15 protein-coding genes and 1 pseudogene are annotated in these 17,912 nt (G+C 41.4%); 8 read left to right on the top strand and 8 right to left on the bottom strand.

Translation table 11 applies throughout. The annotated features are described in order from the left end of the window. The coding region (locus I8748_RS27210) for an efflux RND transporter periplasmic adaptor subunit (protein WP_198127637.1) at positions 1-1,232 on the bottom strand (1,232 nt) is incomplete at its 3' end. Positions 1,233-1,717: 485 nt separating this feature from the next. After that, the gene (locus I8748_RS27205) at positions 1,718-2,674 is read right to left on the bottom strand and encodes a LysR substrate-binding domain-containing protein (protein ID WP_198127634.1); all 957 of its coding nucleotides are present in this window, start codon (positions 2,672-2,674) and stop codon (positions 1,718-1,720) included. Between the two features lie 239 nt (positions 2,675-2,913). Here I8748_RS27205 and I8748_RS27200 point away from each other — a divergent pair, with 239 nt between their 5' ends. The 3 genes from I8748_RS27200 (at position 2,914) to I8748_RS27190 (ending at position 5,247) form a co-directional block, all read left to right on the top strand. Further along, the gene (locus tag I8748_RS27200) at positions 2,914-3,588 is read left to right on the top strand and encodes a cadmium resistance transporter (RefSeq protein WP_198127633.1); all 675 of its coding nucleotides are present in this window, start codon (positions 2,914-2,916) and stop codon (positions 3,586-3,588) included. 244 nt (positions 3,589-3,832) lie between these two features. Beyond that, on the top strand, positions 3,833-4,489 hold the full coding sequence (locus tag I8748_RS27195; RefSeq protein WP_198127632.1) for a hypothetical protein: 657 nt from the start codon (positions 3,833-3,835) through the stop codon (positions 4,487-4,489). A 329-nt stretch (positions 4,490-4,818) separates the two neighbouring features. Further along, positions 4,819-5,247 carry a YidH family protein gene (locus I8748_RS27190; protein WP_096553394.1) on the top strand — a complete coding sequence of 143 codons (429 nt, stop codon included), beginning with the start codon at positions 4,819-4,821 and terminating at the stop codon, positions 5,245-5,247. Between the two features lie 87 nt (positions 5,248-5,334). On the opposite strand, the pseudogene I8748_RS36375 reads toward I8748_RS27190, so the two are convergent. From I8748_RS36375 to I8748_RS27170, 5 genes and pseudogenes are all read right to left on the bottom strand, one after another. Continuing rightward, positions 5,335-5,490: pseudogene (locus I8748_RS36375) on the bottom strand (IS4-like element ISSysp3 family transposase); the annotation flags it as partial. A gap of 576 nt (positions 5,491-6,066) precedes the next feature. After that, positions 6,067-6,783 carry a pirin family protein gene (locus I8748_RS27185; RefSeq protein WP_198127631.1) on the bottom strand — a complete coding sequence of 239 codons (717 nt, stop codon included), beginning with the start codon at positions 6,781-6,783 and terminating at the stop codon, positions 6,067-6,069. A 360-nt stretch (positions 6,784-7,143) separates the two neighbouring features. Further along, positions 7,144-7,713, bottom strand: a complete 570-nt coding sequence (gene dps / locus I8748_RS27180; RefSeq protein WP_198127630.1) for a DNA starvation/stationary phase protection protein Dps — start codon at positions 7,711-7,713, stop codon at positions 7,144-7,146. A 136-nt stretch (positions 7,714-7,849) separates the two neighbouring features. Next, on the bottom strand, positions 7,850-8,902 hold the full coding sequence (locus I8748_RS27175) for an aldo/keto reductase (RefSeq protein WP_198127629.1): 1,053 nt from the start codon (positions 8,900-8,902) through the stop codon (positions 7,850-7,852). A gap of 195 nt (positions 8,903-9,097) precedes the next feature. After that, a complete protein-coding gene (locus I8748_RS27170) occupies positions 9,098-10,006 on the bottom strand; it encodes a helix-turn-helix domain-containing protein (RefSeq protein ID WP_198127628.1) in 909 nt (302 codons plus the stop codon). A 449-nt stretch (positions 10,007-10,455) separates the two neighbouring features. Between I8748_RS27170 and I8748_RS27165 the strand changes: the two genes are divergently transcribed. Next, on the top strand, positions 10,456-11,061 hold the full coding sequence (locus I8748_RS27165; RefSeq protein ID WP_198127627.1) for a Uma2 family endonuclease: 606 nt from the start codon (positions 10,456-10,458) through the stop codon (positions 11,059-11,061). A gap of 194 nt (positions 11,062-11,255) precedes the next feature. Beyond that, a complete protein-coding gene (locus I8748_RS27160; protein WP_198127626.1) occupies positions 11,256-11,663 on the top strand; it encodes a thiol-disulfide oxidoreductase DCC family protein in 408 nt (135 codons plus the stop codon). A 115-nt stretch (positions 11,664-11,778) separates the two neighbouring features. Here the strand turns inward: I8748_RS27160 and I8748_RS27155 are convergent, their stop codons facing one another. Next, positions 11,779-12,972, bottom strand: coding sequence for a 3-dehydroquinate synthase (locus tag I8748_RS27155; RefSeq protein ID WP_198127625.1), 1,194 nt, complete (start codon positions 12,970-12,972; stop codon positions 11,779-11,781). 666 nt (positions 12,973-13,638) lie between these two features. Here I8748_RS27155 and I8748_RS27150 point away from each other — a divergent pair. From I8748_RS27150 to I8748_RS27140, 3 genes are all read left to right on the top strand, one after another. Next, the gene (locus I8748_RS27150; RefSeq protein WP_198127624.1) at positions 13,639-14,496 is read left to right on the top strand and encodes an EboA family metabolite traffic protein; all 858 of its coding nucleotides are present in this window, start codon (positions 13,639-13,641) and stop codon (positions 14,494-14,496) included. A 25-nt stretch (positions 14,497-14,521) separates the two neighbouring features. Further along, positions 14,522-15,487: a TatD family hydrolase gene (locus tag I8748_RS27145; protein ID WP_225896566.1), complete on the top strand. Its 966-nt coding sequence runs from the start codon at positions 14,522-14,524 to the stop codon at positions 15,485-15,487. 392 nt (positions 15,488-15,879) lie between these two features. Further along, positions 15,880-17,820 (top strand): hypothetical protein, encoded by a 1,941-nt coding sequence (locus I8748_RS27140; RefSeq protein ID WP_198127623.1) that lies wholly within the window; start codon positions 15,880-15,882, stop codon positions 17,818-17,820. Positions 17,821-17,912 lie beyond the last annotated feature (92 nt).

Here is a 17,912-nt window from a genome sequence, read left to right as displayed (position 1 = left end):
ACTTGGTAATTATTACCTCTAATATTGCCTAATTTTACCTGTTTTTGCCTAGCTACCAGTTGCGATACTCCTTTTGGAGATGTTTCCGTTTCGGCTACATAGACAAAAGTTTCTCCAGCCACACGAGAGACTGCTGAAGTTGGAATTAAGACTCCAGAACGCTCATTCCACACCACTCTAGCTCGCACCAATTGATCTGCCCGTAGCTCACCTTTTGAGTTGTTAAAAAGTGCTTTAATCAGTATTAACTGGGTATTATTATTTGTATTTGGCGCGATGAAAAATACGCGACTAGTACCTATGACTTGACCTTGTGTATTCAATAACTCCACAGGCATCCCCTTACGTAATTCTGGCCCTTTCTCTATTGGCACAGATATTTTGACTTCTAAAGGTCTGTTTTGAGTAATTGTCACTAGCTGTGTGGAAGTGTTAACAAAGTCACCTATTTTCACTGGGATATCGCCGACTGTGCCATCAAAAGGAGCGGTAATTCGGTAGTACTGGAGCTGAACTTGTTGTTGTTCAGTATTTGCCTGAGCTTGCTGCAAGTCCTTTTCAGCCTGCAATATACTAGCTTTCTGGGCATCAATCCTGGAATTAATTACACCGAGATTAGCCTTGGCTGTGGCAAGCTTATTGGCATACTGCTCCTTTATTTGTCGAGCTACGGCTCCTTGATCTGCCAAGGTCGCATACCTGTTGTAGTCCTGCTGATTCAATTGCAAATCAGCAATATTGGATAAACGTTCCGCTTCTAGGGATTTGAGTGTAGCGCGGGCATTCGCCAACTGTGCCTTAGATGCTTGGGCAGCAGCATCGATACTAGTGACTGCTGCTTGTTGTTGTCTGGGGTCTACTTGGATCACTGCCGCTCCCGTTGCGATTGTATCTCCCGACCTGACAAATATTTGGCTAACTTGACCTTGAATTCTCGGCTGGAGTGTCACGGAACGCCGAGACTCTAGGCTGGCGATATATTCTGTACTTTCGTCAATTGTGCCGATTTGGACTGGGGCTACTTTGACTCTTACCCCTGGAGGTTGAGCATTAGTGGAGGCAGATTGTTGGTTTGCAGGAGTGAGCAAACGCCAAACTACAGCTGTTCCACCCCCTATGATTAGTAGTAAAGCTAACAATAACCGAAGCCACCGCCGTTGTTTGCGGGGTGGCTCGTAGGAGGTCTGGGGAAGCTGATCTCCAAAATCGGTTTGAGGCTCAGGGGATGTCATGACTTACAGGCAACCTAAGAACAACTTAAAACATTAACTAATTAAGCAGAACTGAATCAGGAATTGAGGTTTAAAGTTGAATTTTACTGATTTAGCATGACGCTTTCTCAAGCATTTTGTGATATTTCACCCAAATATACCGCTTTAGAAATTTTGCACAATCTACCCAAAGGTGAATGATAAAGTCTAGTTTACAAATTAAACGATCTCACGTCTTTTCAATTATTGCGGAAAATATTCTATTATTGCTTTCAATAGTCCAAAGTAATAAAGAGCCATAAAAAGGGCATTAGGCATTGGAAAGAATGCCTGGTAGTGAGGCAGTCCGATCTTGGGAGTCTTTACGCCACTTCCTTTGATTGTCGGCAGAGCTGCTGAATCAAGTGTCTCACCAGGAGGGACTACACGCATGGTTTACCGACAGCCTTTGCAACTGGCGTCATTGGGTATAGGAGCTATATCGATATATAATGATTGACTAATGACTATTGATTATGATGATTTGAGCCATTTGCACACGATATTAACATCTGTTCAAAAGCTGTAGAGAGTGCTGTTTGAAACCGCTGCCGATGCTTGAGTTTGAAAAAAGGTCGAACTATTTCCGCGATCGCACCAGAACCATTTCTATTATCAATCACTTTAATTGCTCGTAAAGTTCCCAGTTGTATTTCTTTTTTTACCATCAACTCAGAAATCCCAGTAGCACCTTCTCCATTCTCAATAGCTGCTTTTGCCATTTCACCGCTATTGAACACCAAAATTACATTGAGTTCACTCAAATTAATACCCCAATTTTGCAACGCTTCTTCAAACCTTTGTTGGGTTCCAGATTCAGGAACTCGCATTACCCAAGGAGTCTTTGTCAGTTCACTTAACTCAATTTCTTTGCGTTCAAACCAAGGATGAGATTTGCCTACTACAATTTGTAAGCGATCGCTCCCCACAATTTCGTATTCTAGAGTACTCTGAAGTGCTGGTTTGACATCTCCTTCCACTAAACCCAAATCAAACTGTCCCATTGCTGTTCCCACGCAAATCGTTTCTGCATTGGCAAGAGTACAGTTAATCTGAATACCAGGATACTTACTTTTAAATTCACTAATCTTGCTTGGTAGCCAGTAGTTACCAATTGTCAAACTCGATCCTAATTTCAATTCACCACGTTGCAGATTGTTCAATTCCCGCAATCCCCGTTCTGTCAAAGCTACTTGATCGAGAATTTTCCGTGCCTCTACTTGTAGTAACTTGCCAGCTTCTGCAATTTCGATATGGCGACCAATGCGATGGAACAGCTTAACTCCGTATTCTTGCTCTAAGTTGTGGATCGCTGCACTGACGGCAGGTTGTGTAATATAAAGTTCTTCAGCTGCACGGGTAAAGTGTAGATGTTCTGCCACGGCGATAAAGATTTTTAGCTGCTCAAGCGTCATCCCTGCCATTTCAAGTTTCCCAAAAAACGAATGTCAAATTTCAATCAGTTGCATTTATCATTTTGACAAAAAAAAGCATTTGATTCTATCGGTTAGTTTGCATACAGTATAAATCAAGCCTTTAGCACCGGGCCCAAACAGCTAAGGCAAAGATTGTAGATACCAGTCAAACGAACAAGCGCGTTAGCAAAAGACGCGCAGCGACTGTCGTCAGACATCGCTCGGTAGTTAAAGAGAGATATGTGCATATGAACAGTTGGCTATTTAGTACATTACTTATTGGGATTTCTGCGGCTTTTGCTACCACATTTGATGACAATTTATACTTAACGGCCTTCTTTGGCAAAGTCAATCATCATTTTCGACCTAAGCATATTATTCTTGGTGAATTTCTGGGATTCACGGCATTAGTGCTTGCTAGTATGCCCGGATTCCTTGGTGGTCTAGTGATTCCAGAGGCTTGGATTGGATTGCTGGGTTTGCTGCCGATCGCTATTGGTATTAGTCATCTATTGAGCCGCAAAGTGGAAGAAGAGGCAATCCAAGCTGTATCAGTTTTATCATCCACTGCTCCATCTCACTCCCGAAAGAAATCACTATTGGCAACTATACGCGATCCCCAAACTTATCGAGTTTCGGCAGTTACCATTGCTAATGGCGGAAACAACATTGGGATTTATGTGCCGTTGTTTGCTAGCTCCAATCTCCCCAGTTTAGGCGTGATATTGTGTGTGTGCTATGCAACTGTTGGGTTATGGTGCTTTCTCTCTTATCACTTGACTAGTAATCCTTTGTTGGCTCCTGTTTTAGCTCGCTATGGTCGCAAAGTCTTTCCATTTGTGTTGATGTATGTGGGATTCTCTATCCTGATTAAAAGCGGCTCATTTCAACTTTTACCTAGTTTTGCAATGTTTCCCCGTTAAGCAGGCAAGAGGCAGGAGGCAGGAGGTAAAAGCCTGTCCCTGAGCAAGTTCATGTGATTGGCATTTGACATTTAATTATGTCCACCTACTGAGTTATATTTCTCCTAATTTTTCCTTGTCAATTATCAACTATTGCCTGAATATTTAAACAATTAATTATGTAATTAAAAGGTGCATCATGAAGTTTTTAGTGAAAGTAGTTATTAAAGTGCAAAATCTAGTGTCAATCAGCAGGATAAAAACCATGAAATTCTGGAAATATTGCTTAATCGTTTTGATGATTTTTGCAAATTTAGCCTTTGCTCAACCTTCATTTGCTGACAGACCAAAATTGAGCAAAAACCCCGACTATATAGAAGTAACTAAAGCAATTAAAAAACTATCTCAAGTCAAAGATGCTCAAACTCAACTCGAAGGACTGACACCTGAAGAAACTCAGAAGAAAATTGATGAGTTAGAATTCCAAAAATATGCTTTAGAGACGGGCATCAACTGGGGTCAGTGTGATAATCAAACTGGCAAGACCATAGCTGTATACGGTAAAAACCCAAATGAAGAAGAAAATGAAGATTACTTATACGACAATGGACTGTATTTTTTAGCTGACGGTCAAGCCACTAGAAATAATTGGGATTGTGATGGATTCTATCTTCCGAATGATGCCAAACTTGTAGGTTTAACCCCAGATCAACAAGTTGAAGAATTTACAGAACCAGTTGCAATTAAGATAGCTGATGGTAATCGGTTGACGATTAAACGAAATCCAGAAACCGATGCAATTGAAGTCAACGTTCCTAATGTCCAAATTGTCAAAGCTAATGATGTTAACTGGTTTATTCCCAATGTATCCCAGGCTCTTATAGATACACGAGTTCCAAATGCGCCTACTGAGAATTCCTGAGTTTGACATGCAAAATCTATCCTGAGAACAGTTTTTCTCAATCTCATATCAATTTAACATGGGGTAACAGCCAAAATCAGAGAAGTAACAGGAAAAGTACTGGTGAAAAATCTCTTTGATTTTGGCTGATTTCTTTTGGCTTTTAATCATACCTGGCTTGCTTTATTTAGATATCTGCACTAAAATAAATTTTGAAAATAATGAACAAACATATAAAGTATATTTCGGTAGTGCAATTATCTCCCTGGATGCAAATTATCTGGAAAGAGATTTGCTACTACTTGGGTATTTTTTGGAGAGGAGCCTCGTCAGGCATAAGGGTGTTATTAATGCAGTTAAAGTCGAAACCCGTCGAAGAAGATAAAGATAAGAAGAAACCAGGACGACTGAATCCGTCACGAATACGGGATCACCTAGCAAACGAGCGTACCTACCTGGCTTGGATGCGGACAGGGATCGCTTTGTTGGGTTTTGGTGTAGTTATTGTGCGTTTGCGTGCCTTCCAAGTACCCTTAGTTCCACGTCCCGGCACCGGCTGGAAGTTAGGTTTAGTCTTCTCACTGGTGGGTTTAATTACGGTATGGCTGTCAACAGGACACTATTTTGCTGTTCGCCGTGATATCGAGGAAGACACTTATGAACCCACAGACCGATGGGTGATCCTCTTCAGTCTCGCCATCATGATTCTCGGCGCTGGAGTCATCTATTTTGTTTTTACAAGTCCTTTAGACCCTTTAAGCCCAGTGATGCCTGAGTAGGGGAGCAGGGGAGCAGGGGAGCAGGGGAAGAAGCGAAGAACCCCACCCCACCTTTGACTTACATCAAAGTTTCCCCTCCCGGTGAATCTACGGTGTACACACAAGTTTGCCCAGAGCGAGTTTCCACGCAACAAAGGTGGATTCAAATTGCTCAAGACCGCGAACCAAAGTAGTAATACCGGGAGGTTTTTGAGACTTGTAACCAGACCAACCACCAAGTCGAGCAATAATCCAAGTAGCCCAAGGAACCTACAGTGTACACACAAGTGATTTAATCACTCCAAATCTCGTTTTGTAGGGTGCGTTATGGACGAAGCGTCCTAACGCACCGCCAGAGATTTGCGGTGCGTTACGCTGGCGCGATAACGCATCCTACCAGACTCAAATCTTTTGTGGTAATGGTTTTTTTGACTTGTGTGTACACTGTAGCCCGGTGAATGGGGAGGGGTTAGGGGTGGGGTGCAATGACTGTAGGAATTATAACTATTTATCCAAACTTGATAAGCTGTTCCACATTTAACTTGCATATACTGGGCGGGCAAGATGCCCACCCCACAAGAATTTTAAGAATTTAGTTATGCAAACTAAATGTGTTTTAGCTTATTAGTCATTAGTCCTTTGTAAATACAAATGACTAATGACTAATGACTAATGACAAAAAACGACTAGTAGCCTGCCAAAAAGATTTTGACAGGCACAGGGATTGGGTAAGGGGAAAAGGGGAAAGGTTTTTAATTTCTTTCCCTTTCCCCTTTTCCCTTTCCCCGGTCTTCACCTGTCAAAATTGGCGTGGTGAACTACTAGATGTGTTTTTGCCTATCAGCCTAAATCAAAAAGCAAGATTTCTGCACCGATGTTGGTGCCGATTTCTAACTGTTCTTCACCAGTGATTTGCACTCCATCGCCTGCTCTCAATTCTTCACCATTTAAGGTGGCGATACCTTGAGCTATTTGTAACCAGGCATAACGATTAGGCTTGACGTGGTAATTGACAACATCACCCTGCTCTAAAACAGATGCATATAAATCAACATCTTGGTGAATTGTCACAGCACCATCGCGTCCATCTTTAGCAGCAATTAAACGTAGTTTGCCACGCTTTTCTTCTAGAGGAAAAGCTTTTTGTTCATACCTTGGTGGTAAGTCTTGCTGGTCAGGTAAAATCCAGATTTGCAGTAGGTGGAGTGGCTCAGTTGACGAGGGATTAAATTCACTGTGCTGGATTCCAGTACCAGCACTCATAATTTGTGCGTCGCCAGGACGAATTACTGACCCTGTACCCAAGCTATCTTTATGCTCTACTGCACCTGACAGCACATAGGTGAGGATTTCCATGTCACGATGACCATGGGTAGGAAATCCGGCACCAGGAGCGATGCGATCGTCGTTGATGACACGCAGGGAACGAAATCCCATGCGATTCGGATCATAAAAACTACCGAAGGAAAATGTGTGGTAACTATCGAGCCAGCCAAACTGAGCGTGACCGCGGGCGTTTCTATCATGAATTAGGTAGTTAATAGTATTTTGAGACATAGGTTAACCTCACTAAATATCAAGTTTTTTTTGTTGTTAGATATCATCTGTAAAGATAAACTTCAGAATGAGTAACAATTGCTGAAAGCACATTTCATATAAATCAGTTACACAAGGGCGGGCAGGATGCCTGCCCCACAAGATTTACATATTAAAATGTGTAGTTCATTTACTTGCAAACTGCTGTAAAGCAACTTTTTTCAGTTTTAATTACTCATTATGAATTAATATTAGATTTGTTGTTCAACTATATAAATAGTAAATTATGGGCATGTAAAATGAAAAGTACGCACTAAAAAGTGGCGTACTTACCAAAAAGATACTACTAAATTTTAGGAAGTGTGTATTGCTCAAAAGTGCTTATTTTACAGCAGCAGTCTTTTGAGTTTTAGTAGCACCTGCTGCCCCATTCTCTCCTTTGACTTCTGATACTTGCAAATGAGCTTCTAAGAACCAGAGTCGTTTGTCAATGGTACGAGAAATTTCGGTGTAAAGGTCGGCTGTATCCGCATCGCCTAATTCATTAGTTTTGTCGATCGCTTCCCTGAGATGCTTAGCATAGGGTGCAAAGCGATCTGCCAAAGCTGTGACATGCTCTTTACCGTCCAAAATATCAAAAGGATATTCTGGCAGAATCGAATTGCTAGCAGCGGCGCGGGCTGTGCCTACGGCGTATCCACCCAAAGCGGTGATGCGTTCGGCAACCATATCAACGTATTCTTCTAATTCACCAGCTATTTCATCAAACAATTCGTGTAGCTGATAGAAATCAGTTCCTTTAACGTTCCAATGGGCTTGTTTGGTTTGGGTTTTCAAATCCAAAGTAGCTGCCAAGGTTTGATTGAGAATGACCACGATTTGCACTCGCGCTTGGGCGGGAATGTCAATACGGGTAGGGTACAAACGTGATGCAAGTGTGTTGTCGCTCATGATTCTACCGTCTTGGATCGATATAAACAGTCTACAGATAGTCGTTTAGTTTTTGGAACTCTCTCTAGACAGATGGTATTAACAGGTTATTGAGCTATTATCTTAGTCATACTAGAGAATTGTTAAATTTACTCACTTACACGCGATAATTGTCTATGGCATTGAAGGTGCCACCGAAAAGGCGATCGCGGATCGTGTCATTCGCTAAGAAGTCATGGGGAAAACCAAGTTCAATTTGACTGACTTCATTCAGGCGTTGTAAATGCTCACCTGATAGAGTAACATCTAGACTCGCCAAGTTATCTTGAAACTGCGTCAGTTTGCGTGCGCCAATAATCGGGATAATTATGCCACTTTGAGCGCGTAACCAAGCTATTGCTACCTGTGAAGGTGTACGTCCAATTTCTGAAGCTACTTGACTGACAACTTCAGCGATCGCTAAACTGCGTTCTGAAATACTTCCCATGGCAGCATTTGCCAGTCGTCCCTGTTCTTCACCTGGTTGCAGGGGCTTGTTATACTTACCTGTCAACACACCAGCAGCTAGAGGTGCCCACGGTGTCACCGCCAAATCAAAAGCTTTTGCCAATGGTAGCAAATCCCGTTCTGGTGTTCGCTGAATTAAATTATACTCAATTTGCAAAGCGACAAATTGCGTCCATCCTTGATATTGGGCGATTGTGTTAGCTTGGGCAATGATCCAAGCAGGTGTATCGGAAATGCCGATGTAAAGTATTTTGCCTTGGCGAACCGCATCATCAAGCGATCGCATGACTTCTTCTACTGGCGTTGTGAAGTCCCAAGCATGTAACCAGAATAAATCAATGTAGTCGGTATTCAATCGTTTGAGGCTACCTTCTAGGGATTGCATCAAATTCTTACGATGGTTACCACTAGCATTCGGGTCGCCCTTACTTTCATTCATCCGCAAGGGAAAGGAATACTTAGTAGCAACTACAAAACGTTCTCGGTCTTGGGCAATCAATTCACCGACAATCTTTTCACTACTACCATCAGTGTAACCATTAGCCGTGTCAATGAAATTACCCCCTGCTTCTACAAAGGTATCAAAGATTTTACGGCTTTCATCGACAGATGCACCCCAACCCCAGTCTTCACCAAAGGTCATGGTGCCTAAGCACAGTTCTGAGACTCGTAACCCGCTTTTACCTAAGAGTTTGTATCTCATGAAGGATAAAGTGTAAAGGATGAAGTCTGAAATTCAGAAATGTCTAATAAGTAGAAAAAAATATTTTCTACTTATTAGACATCCTCTGAGATTCTAGTGTACATGCTGATTAAAATTATGGTTCAGAAGTAAAAAATATTTTTTTGGCCATTTATGTATGGTCATTTTGTAGACTGAGAAATGCTACTTCATCCTTTATTTAACTTTTACCCTGTAGACTTTGGGTGTGATACCAACCAGTTTACGAAAGACATTTGTGAAGTGACTTTGACTTTCAAAACCCACTTGTTCACATATTTGCTCTATAGGTTTTTCCGTTTTACTCAATAGATGTTTTGCTTTTTCAATTCTACTATTCAGCACATATTGATGAGGTGTGAAACCTGTTGACTGTTTGAATAGCCGTGAAAAATGATAAATACTCATTCCTACTATCTGAGAAATTTCAGCCAAACTCAAATCTTTTTCTAAGTTATCGTTGATGTAGTCAATTACTTGTTGCAAGTTCCGGGGTGAAAGACCTTTAGCGTTAGCGTCAAATAAAATCTTCTCACGGGATACAGAATAGTGTTTCAACAGGTGAATGCAGAGTGTAGTTGTGAGAGATTCAATGTAGATGCGACTACCCCTGTGATCTGATTCTAACTCTGACTTGAGTGCCAACCCGACCTGCTGAATCAAAGGATTGGGTGCGGCACAATGTGGTATAATCTCTACGCTTTGAAAATCTATTGACTCAAAAGCAGCACGAGTCAAAAAAGCTGGTTCTAAACTCAGGATGAGAAATTCTGCTTCTGATTGCCAGCGCGATATATGATGGGTGTTTGCCGGAATAATCACAACATCCCCATAAGCTATATCCTCATCCTGGAGGCGTCCGTTAAACACTCGTTCTGACTTGATTATGCCAGGTTCTAGGCAAACGGTGATAATATGCTGTTGAAAAGAATGTTCGGGGGTTTCGTAGGCAGGCTGCCGATGGTGATCTAAACGAATGCTATTCCAGCGAGCATGATAACTGGAATTGAGGGGCGATCGCGGCACAATTTTTGAAACAGCATCTTCTTGAGCAAAATCAATACTTAAGATTTTCTCTTCTAGCATCGTTCTCACCCCAAAAAACACTAAATTTAAGTGTAATATGTTTCACATAAAAGTTACATATATAATCGTGTTGATTGATGGTTGATGACTGATGACTGATAACTGATGACCGATGACTGTCATCAGTCATCAGTCTTTGACTATCCAATTTAGATGTGCTTGAGATTATCAGATATTTTGTGAATGCGGGGATGGCCTTGTTAATGCATCGGCTTGCATTGTTAGAGCTAATTTGTAAACTCAAGTAAAGTACTTGTCTTATAAGGGTTTCAGTAATTTTAGTCAATAAAGCATCTAATCACTGAAACTCAGACCTAGTAATCAATTGAGTATCCTTAAGATTTTCTTTACGAATCAGTTCTTACAATGCTTGGTACTGCACATGATTGCTAGATGAGCATCAAAATGCTTTTGCTAAAATCAAGATACGTCAAGTCAAAACAATATTTATGACTTACACCTCCCCCAAAGTACTGACTTTCGAGGAATTTATAGTCCAATATGGTGACAATACACGCTATGAACTAATCGACGGAGAACTAAGAGACATGGAACCTACAGGGCCTCACGAAGCTGTTGCAGGTACTATTGCAGGTAGAATCTATGTCGAAATTTTTAATTCTAATTTTAACTGGCTAGTTCCAAAAAATTGTCTCATTAAACCACCTGCTGCTGAAGCCACAGCGCTGCGTCCTGACGTAATTGTTTTAGATAAAGCAGAACTGAGTAAAGAACCACTATGGCAAAAAGAACCTATTATTTGTAACGGCAGTACAATCAAGCTTGTTGTTGAAGTTGTTAGCACTAATTGGCAGGATGATTATGCAAGAAAAGTGGAAGAATACGCTTTTCTTAACATTCCAAAATATTGGATTGTGGACTTTCGCGGCTTGGGTGGTTTGCAATTTATCGGTAATCCCAAACAACCCACATTCACTGTATGTCAGTTAGTTAACAGTGTGTACCAACAGCAACAATATCGTTTAGGAGATACTATTTACTCTTATATTTTGCCAAATCTAAAATTTCAACTTGACGATATTATGTATAAGTAAAAATGACTGGAAATTGGGAACTGACAAATAAAAAAATATTTCATCCCAACTGTTCATAGTCATCAGTAATCAGTGATTAGTCAACAAATTGAAGCTGTTGTTTTGAATTATTCGCTAATTTACGCCTTTTTTCTGAGTTATAATACTGAAGTAGCATTCAGACACATGGTCATTGTCAAAGAGCCGTTATTTTCATGACTTACTACGTAATCTACGACGGAAATTGTAATCTCTGCGTTACCCTAGTCCAATTGCTAGAAAATCTAGACCAGGGAAAGTTGTTTCGCTACGCTCCTATGCAAGATGAGCAGACACTTTTACAGTGGGGAATTACAGCCCAAGATTGCGAACAGGGAATGATTTTAATTGATGGTAATCAACCTGAAAGGCGTTGGCAAGGCAGTAACGCGGCTGAGGAGATTGGGCGGTTACTGCCAGTAGGAAGTATATTTGTAGACGCTTATCGGGCATTACCAGGGATGAAGTGGGCAGGCGATCGCTTTTACGAACAAATCCGTGACAACCGTTATACTATCTTTGGCAAGCGTTCTACTACTTATCAATCGCCATTCTGTGTAGATGGTAGCTGTAGTAATTCGTAATTCGTAATTCGTAATTAGTAGGAGTCCAAATACCGGAGAAATTAAGATTGGAAATTGCCCCATTCCCAATTCCCTATTCCCAATTCCCTATTCCCAATTCCCTATTCCCAATTCCCTATTCCCAATCTCGTAGCATCAAAATCGCTTTTCTGTACAAAGACAAATCCACTTGGTGAACTTCTATACCCTGTCCAATTCCTTGTAGAAGGGTGATTGTCAATTCTCCTCCTAAGTGTTCGCGGAATTCGGTAAGCCCTCTAAATAGGCAATGGGGATGATCTGGTTGATCTAATTGTTCTGTGAGTGCGGATACGTACAATGTAAACCCTAATTTATTGAGTGTGCCTAGAATCCTTTGCCATTCCGATTGCAAAAGTAGCCCTGCTAAATATGAATAGGTGCTGTCCAAGGCAATGCCAATGGCTACGGCTTCACCATGACGTAAACTGTAATTGGTTAAATATTCTAGTTTGTGGGCTGCCCAATGTCCGAAATCTAAAGGACGGGATGAACCCATTTCAAAGGGGTCGCCACTACCTGCAATATGCTCTAAATGTAACTGAGAACACCGATAAATTAACTGTTCCATGATTTCCATGTCTCGCTTACCTAATTTATCGGCATAATTCATGATGAAATCAAAGAAATCGCCATCTTTAATCAGCGCTACCTTCACAGCTTCCGCAATACCAGAACGCCAGTCTCGCTCATCAAGAGTAGTCAGAAAATCAAAGTCATTTAATACAGCATAAGGCGGCATGAATGTGCCGAGAAAGTTTTTCTTACCAAAGGCATTGATACCATTTTTTACCCCTACACCCGAATCATTTTGCGCTAACACTGTGGTCGGCACTCGTAACAACCGAATTCCTCGGTGAGCCGTTGTTGCTGCATATCCTGCCATGTCCAGAACAGCCCCACCGCCAATGGCTAACACGTAGGAGTGGCGACACAATCCACATATATTGATGCGCTGATGAATTTGCTCTATAAATCTAGAATCGTTCTTAACTGTTTCTCCACCCGGAACTATTATTGGCTCCCCGCTTAAGGTGAATATATTTTCATAATGCTGGGCATAAACTGATAATTTTTCTAACAACTTACTCTGATACTGTAACAATCCTCCATCTATTACTGTTACCACTTGTTTTGCTGTTGTCTGTTGATCTGCGGCAATTACTTGTGCCAGTAAAGGATTGTTTAATTCAAATAATCCTCTAGTGAAGTGAACATCATAGTTAAATGTTACACGTACACATTGTTTAATTGGTTGCAGATTAAGTATAGTCTTTTGTTCAATAAACATTTTGTTAATATGACTTTTAAATTAACAGTAAATATATCCAATAATTCAATTAAAATGGCAGAAACTTGAGAAATATAAATCCATACCAACACTTGCACCCAGAGATAATTTATATCAAGTTCGGCTAATTACTTACAATATGGTTGGTCTTTTTGGGAATTGGGAATTGGGAATTGGATTTTACTATTAGTCATCACATCTCACCCATTACCCATTACCCATTACCAACCCCCACAATATAATAAGTGTTTAAACGAACTTGATATTATTAGACTAATCGAGCCAATTAATCAATGATTTAAATGAGTGATGGCTGTTATCAGTTAACGTAGGGGCGCAAGGTTACAAAGTTATTACCACATTTAACACCCCATACGTAAGATTTGACAAATCATATAAAACTGCTAGAAACTTAAGCTCCGTAACTGGCAAACGATATTATTACTACATTTACTCTAAATGTTTTTGCTGAAAGTGACTTCAGATTCTTACTCTTATAAAGGAGATCTTTACAGTATCTTATTTAAATTAGGTATATTTTTATAGTTTCAGTAAAATTACTATATGGGTTTGAGGTGTGTTTTAATAAAACAGTATCGATTTTAGTAGCAAGTTTGACACTTGTCTATCAAAGAAAAAAGTTGGAAAACTTCTTTTGAATCAATCATGACTAGGGTAAACGAGTTACTGCATCAATGGCTGTTAAAGTCTGCTTCAGACAAAGGTATTGCTTGGTTAGAACAGAAGCAGGCACAGATTGCTAGCAGCGCTGCTGCTCGAGTTTTTTTTACTGCTTTCAGTGCTGTACCGCGTTATCTAGGTAAGGAGAATTTGCAGTTAACATCTGAGGACTTGGAAGCAGCCCAGGCTGTGCTTCCTGGTTGGTTTCCTGGTCATTGGAGTGTAGATCAAGCAGGGCGTATACTCTTACTTTTAGCTTTGCCTAGCGATGATACACAGCAGTATGTGCGATCGCTCGATCAAGTTTTCACCACCGCCGATATGGGGGAGTTAGTTGTCCTGTATCAAAGTTTGCCTTTGTTGCCACATCCAGAGTTACATCGTCAACGTGCTGCCGAGGGAATTCGCAGCAATATGAGTAATGTATTCAGTGCGATCGCACTACGCAACCCTTATCCTGCAAAATATTTAGATGATATTGCCTGGAATCAAATGGTGCTGAAGGCTTTGTTTGTAGGCAGTCCTTTGCATCTCATTTGGGGTTTGGATAGTCGTGCTAACCCAGAATTGGCAAGGATGTTAGCAGATTATGCCCATGAACGTTGGGCAGCCAAACGCCCAGTGTCACCAGAACTTTGGCGACCTGTGGGACGGTTTGCTGATACTGCAATCATTGCAGATTTGGAAAAAATGTTAGCTGATGGAGATACTACTTCTCAAGCAGCAGCAGCATTGGCTTGTGCTGAATCTCCTTTACCCGAAGCGCAAGCATTACTTTCGCGTTACCCAGATTTGCACTCATCTATTCAACGAGGTGATTTGAGTTGGAGTAGTTTGTCTTAGTAATTGGTCAGTTGTCAGTGGTCAGTTGTCAGTTGTCAGTGGTCAGTTGTCATTAGAAATTTATCTACCGTATAGCAATAGTATGATGTTTATTGATCCTCACATTCACATGTGTTCCCGTACTACGTATGATTACTTAGTAATGCGGGAGTATGGTATTGTAGCTGTTATTGAACCAGCTTTTTGGCTAGGACAACCCCGGACTAGCGCTGGCACATTCAAAGACTACTTTAGCAGTCTTGTAGGGTGGGAACGGTTTCGTGCTAAACAGTTCGGTATCCAACATTACTGCACAATTGGCTTAAATCCCAAAGAAGCTAACAACGAAGCCCTGGCAGCAGAAGTTATGGAACTGCTACCGCTTTATGCTTGTAAAGAGGGAGTTGTAGCCATTGGCGAAATTGGCTATGACGATATGACAGAAGCAGAAGATAAATACTTTTGCCAACAATTAGAATTAGCCAAAGAACTCGATATGCTGGTGCTAATTCATACTCCCCATCGCAATAAGAAAGCGGGTGCTAGCCGTAGTATGGATCGCTGCATTGAATATGGCTTAGATCCCTCACAAGTAATTATTGACCACAACAACGAAGAAACTGTTGAGGAAGTTCTCAAACGCGGCTTTTGGGCAGCTTTTACCATTTACCCACAAACGAAGATGGGTAATGCCAGGATGGTAGAGATTGTCCGCCAGTATGGATGCGATCGCATTATTGTAGATAGTAGTGCTGATTGGGGTATCAGTGATCCGTTAGCTGTGCCGAAAACTGCTCAGTTAATGTTAGACAGGGGCATTCCTGAAGAACATGTGAGAGCAGTTTGTTATGAAAATGCCTTAGCAGCTTATAGTCAAACTGGGCAGATGCAAGCATCAGACTGGCTCAATGCCCCATCTATCGATCAGCGTCAATTATTCAATGGTAATTCTGTTTTGCGCGGACAGGAACCAGGGATTAAGTCTATTTCTGACTTTGCGCTGATTGAGTAAAAAATTTGCATTTGTAGTTTTTTTTGTGAAATTCAAACAATTAATACAATTTCCCAAAATTTTTACAACAAATGAATCCACTGTAGGGGCGTACAGCTGTACGCCCCTACTTAATTCATGTTTTCTGCGAAAATGCTTTCAATCATTGAATTTTTTATCTCTAGAGTAATTAAAGAATTTTAAGTGATGTAAAATTTTAAATTAATCACTATTTTTAAAGACTTAAATAGAGTAAATTAGAATTTTTTAAAGTATTCTATATTTGAAAAACCTTGTCAATATGCTATTTAAAAGTATATTAGTAAATGATTGTAAATAAGCCTGATAAACCGTGTTTTTTCCAGTTATAAAACAAGAAACTAGTTATTTACACTGAAAAAACCGGAATATAAATGAGCTATTTAGATAACCTGCGGCTGACATTTGCAGGCGACTTTCAGGCAGATGTCTCAACTGTCAATAATGATGTTCGCCACTTCGATAATGCGACGTTTGAGGATCGGTTTCAAAATTTCCAGCAAGGAAATGTGGCTAATGGTTGGTGGAATTCGATTGGCTCTGGGGCGTACCGTTTAATCAATTGCAAAGTACAATCTGTTCACTACCAAGATGGCAGTGGCACTACAGATGCTACTGTTGATCCAGCAGTCGGTCTTTTCATCGACGGTTCTAACGATCGCGTTGGTGGTAAGTTAGTAGATCTTGATCCGCAATGGCAGCTAGCCTCGCAGATTTGGGGGCTGAAAATCCGACTCACCGACGGCAAAATTCCTCATTTGCTGACTGCTAATTTCGAGCCAGCCGCCTTTCGAGACATCTTATTTGGTCGTCAAGAAGGCGCATCTCCAGGCGACCAGACTGCCGCCGCTAGTTTCCAATCGGTACTCACCGATTTAGAATGGGGCGATAACTTACGCAACTCTCGCTTTCTTTTAGAACTCAAAAAAGCAACTAGCGACGGGTTACTATCGATACGGTTGGCTACTTTCGGCTATAGTACAAACAGTACTTCCAATCGTTTTACTATTGGTACAGTCATCGGTGCGATCGGCCCCTATAGACCCAAGGAACCCCGTTCTTTTGTTCTCGGTCGTCGTATGGTTCCTCTCAACGGGGAAAAAACAGCCGATAATGTTAACTTCTTCGATTGTCGGGTGGACGAAGCCACAAAAACAGTATTCGCCGATTTTGCCAATGCTTTACCGCTCATAGATGGCTATGGAAGTCTGAAAAACCTTAACGATATTCAGTTAGCGGTACTTACAGACGAAAATACCAAAGAGGCTCAGCAAGTTAGCAAAAATAGCGATTTTATTGCACTGGGTACAACAATTCCCTACCGTGAACAAAACTGGCTACGTCAAACCTCTGGAATTTGGGCTGTGAAATTGCAGCCGGAGATATTTGAGTTAATTCAAAACAAGCCCCTCGCCCTGATTCAGATGAGCAATGCAACCAATGGGGTAGTAGTCATTCGAGAGAGTATCAACGGTTTACTAATTCGTGCTGATAACTTTGTCCACCGAGTCGAACCGGGAGAGACAGTCCGAACAAACTTGTTTGCTGTGGTCTATGGTAAACCCTTGGCTGATGCCAAAATAACCGTTGCTCTTTTACCCCCACTTGAAGGTCAAGGAGGCGGGCGAGATACAGATCCAAGTCCTCCCAAAGCTACCATCCCTGTGATTAATACGCCAGCCTCAGCCCTTTCCTTTCCTGCGAGTTTGAGTACCAACCCAGAGGGCAAAGCTGAGTTATCTATCGTTACCACTAATCCTAATAATCCCCGCAAGTATCTAGATGGTCAAGTCTACATGATTCAATACCAACTAGATGGACAGATTGAAGGACAACAACAGCAATTTGATTTTATCTATCTTCTGCTGCACGACGAGTATGTGGTTCCCGAACAACCCACATGGCTCGACCATATCCAACCAATTCTTCAACAATATAGCAATCTCTATCCGATTATGAGTAAGAGATTGGTGAACCTCGGTAACTATGAGTCAGTGAAAGAACACCGCGCCATTCTGGAACTGGCTTTTTCTCTACATCCCAGCGATCCCAATTTTATGCCCGTTACCCGCGACCTATCCCACCCCAAACAACAGACTATTCTGAAATGGTTGCGTCAGAAAACAGCAGATGGTAGTTATGCCTTAGTGTACGGTGAACCGAAGCTTTCTTTGCAGCAGCCAAAGGTGGATTCGCCAGAAGTATTGGTACAAGCAGCACCGGTTGAGATTGAGGAAATTGAAGACCTTGGCGGTAAAACCCAATTTTACCAAGGCTTTCAAGCAGCCCGAAAAATCAACAGCGATCGCACCTGATAGGCTTTTAGTTTCAGTTTGATACACATAGATAGGGGGAGCAGGGGAGCAGGGGAGATGGGGAGCAGGGGAGCAGAGGAGCAGGGGAGCAG

The sequence above is a fragment of the Amazonocrinis nigriterrae CENA67 genome (genome assembly GCF_016056305.1).
GTDB lineage: Bacteria > Cyanobacteriota > Cyanobacteriia > Cyanobacteriales > Nostocaceae > Amazonocrinis > Amazonocrinis nigriterrae.
The sequence above is the reverse complement of the archived record's forward strand: the minus strand, read 5'-3'. Positions and strand labels throughout refer to the sequence as shown.